At 66.4% G+C, this 2,634-nt stretch carries 3 protein-coding genes; 2 read left to right on the top strand and 1 reads right to left on the bottom strand.

Going from position 1 to position 2,634, the window contains the following annotated elements:
- Positions 1-67 precede the first annotated feature (67 nt).
- On the bottom strand, positions 68-808 hold the full coding sequence (locus VW23_RS08245) for a FadR/GntR family transcriptional regulator (protein WP_176730355.1): 741 nt from the start codon (positions 806-808) through the stop codon (positions 68-70).
- Positions 809-959: 151 nt separating this feature from the next.
- Between VW23_RS08245 and VW23_RS08240 the strand changes: the two genes are divergently transcribed.
- Positions 960-1,610 (top strand): GDSL-type esterase/lipase family protein, encoded by a 651-nt coding sequence (locus VW23_RS08240; protein WP_069909097.1) that lies wholly within the window; start codon positions 960-962, stop codon positions 1,608-1,610.
- Positions 1,611-1,723: 113 nt separating this feature from the next.
- The coding region (locus VW23_RS08235; protein WP_069909096.1) for a substrate-binding domain-containing protein at positions 1,724-2,634 on the top strand (911 nt) is incomplete at its 3' end.

Here is a 2,634-nt window from a genome sequence, read left to right as displayed (position 1 = left end):
CTCCACCACCCTTCGGGCGGTCCCCTCCCCCGCCACGCGGGGGAGGATCAAGGAGAGTCCGGTGGCTCTAAGCCGAGATCGTCTCGCGGACCAGCGCTCGGCGCAGCAGTTCGGCGGCGGCCTCGCCATTGCCAGCAGTGAGCAGCGGGGCGAGACGGGCGAGCGCCGCGAGGTCGATCGTCGAGACGAGGCGATCGAGGAAGGCGGCATCGTCGGTCAAAAGGCTGCCGACGCAGGCGGCGGTGAACGAGGTGAGGAAGCGGTTGCCGCTGGCATTGGCGATTTCGAGCAGCAGCGCGGCAAAGCCGGTGCGCCTGGCCTCCGGCGTGCCGGCGCCGGCGAGGCTGCGCACCGCTTCGGCGATCCGGCCGGCATGGCGGCGGCCGGCGGCTTCGGCGGCCATGGCGGGCTGGGTGTTTGCTATCGCCACCCAGAGCTCCTCGCTGACGCGCGCCGATCCGAGCTTGCGCGACCAGGCGATCACCTCGGGGTTCAGCATGTCCCAGCGGCTGCGCTCGAGCACCAGGGTGCCGCGCTTGCGGCGGGTTTCGACGAGGCCTTTGGAGGCGAGCCCCTTGATGGCTTCGCGGAGCGCGGTGCGGCTGACGCCGAGATCGGCGCTCAGCTGATGCTCATTGGGGAGGATGCTGCCTTCAGGGAAGTGGCCCGACGCAATGGCCTGAAAAATCTCGCGCGCCACCAGGCGATTGAGATCGTCCGGCTCGTGCTTGACGGTATTCAGCCCGCCGGGCGAGGCGACGGCCGAGTGGCGCAGGGGGATCGGGTCCGGGCGGCGATAGACAGTCACGCGTGCGGTCTTTCCAACAGCATTATGCCGGGTCGGCTCGCCATAGTCAGGCGAATCCACCCGGTTGTCATTCTCATTAGGTAGGATTTATACCTCAGGCTGCGTCGCCAAGGCAATGCCGGTGCGTCGCGACTCGAGGGAACCGCTTCACATGCCTACCATCGTCTGCTTCGGCGACTCCAATACCTGGGGCTGCCCGCCTTTCGCCAATATCGCCCAGACGCCGGACCGGATCGTGCCGGCGCGGCGCTGGGCCAATGTACTGGGGCGCGAACTCGGGCCGGACAGCTGGATCGTCGAGGAGGGGCTCAGCGGCCGCACCACGGTGTTCGACGATCCGATCGAGGGCGTGCACAAGAACGGCTCGCGCACGCTGATCCCGATCCTCGAATCGCACGCGCCGATGGACGTCTTGATCGTCATGCTGGGCACCAATGACTTCAAGGACCAGCTGTCGATCACCGCCTATAACTCGGCGCGCGGCACGCTGACGCTGATCCAGATGATCAAGGGGCACTTCGCCATGGTGGAGCATCCGCCCGAGGTGCTGGTGGTGACGCCGCCCGCCATCACCGAGGACGCCGAGCCGGCGATGTGGGGCGTCGGCCACCAGCGCTGCCGCGACCATGCGCACTATCTCGAGCAGGTGGCGCACCGCACCGGGTGCTTCCATTTCGACGCCAACAAGGTGGTGCGGGCCGGCATCGACGGCATCCACATGGATGAAGCGGCGCACGACGTGCTCGGCAAAGCCCTGGCGGTGGAGGTGCGCGCCATCCTCGCGATGCGAAACCTGCGCTGAGTGCTTTACATCATACATATTATTTAATAGTCGTGGAGTCGAAGGCGCGAGTGAGCGCCTCGCGGCAGGTGCGCGTCGGGAGGATGCGGGCCGTTGCCATTGGGGAGGACATAATGAAGTTCAGCAAACTGGGCGCGCTGGCGCTCGCCGCCATCATGGCTGCCGCGGCGCCGTTCGCTGCGCAGGCGCAGGAAGACGTGATCATCATGCTGGGCGGGCCGAGCTCGGATCCGTTCTGGGGCGCGGTGCAGCAGGGTTTCGACCAGGCCACCGAGGATTACGGCGTCAAGACGCAGTGGACGGCGCCGGCCGATTTCAACGATATCGTGCCGGTCTATACCAAGATGTTCGAAGCGGCGATCGCCCGGAAGCCGGCCGCCATCGCGGTGGGCAACTTCTTTCCCGAGCCGACCGAGCCCCTGATCAAGCAGGCGGCGGCCGAGGGCATCCCGGTCATCATCATCAACTCGGGCGGCTTCAAATACCAGGAGCTGGGCGCCATCGGTTTCATCGGCGAAGACAGCTACCAGATGGGCTACCAGGGCGGCAAAGTGGCGGTGGGCAAGGGCGTGAAGAACGGCCTCTGCATCAACCAGATCGCCGCCAACCCGGTGCTGGAGCAGCGCTGCCAGGGCTATATCGACGCCGTCACCGAAGCCGGCGGCAAGGCCAAGATGGTGATCCTCGCCTCCGAGGATATCGGCAACAGCCAGAAGGTGCAGGCCGCGGTCAGCGCCATGCTGATGCAGGACCAGACGATTGACGGCATCGTGACGCTGGGCGTCGCCGTGGGTGTCGATGCGCTGGAATCGGTCAAGCAGGTGCGCGCCACCGGCCGCGCTGTGGACCTCGGTACCATGGACCTCGGCAATGCCGTGCTCGAGGCGGTGGCCGCCGGCGAGATGAGCTTTGCCTCCGACCAGCAGCCGTTCCTGCAGGGCTATTACGGGGTGATGATCCCCCTGATGTACAACAAGTACAAGATGGCCCCGTCGGGCGTGATCAGCGTCGGCCCCTACATGGT

This window comes from Devosia insulae DS-56 (assembly GCF_000970465.2).
GTDB lineage: Bacteria > Pseudomonadota > Alphaproteobacteria > Rhizobiales > Devosiaceae > Devosia_A > Devosia_A insulae.
This window is presented reverse-complemented; position numbering and strand designations above follow the sequence as displayed.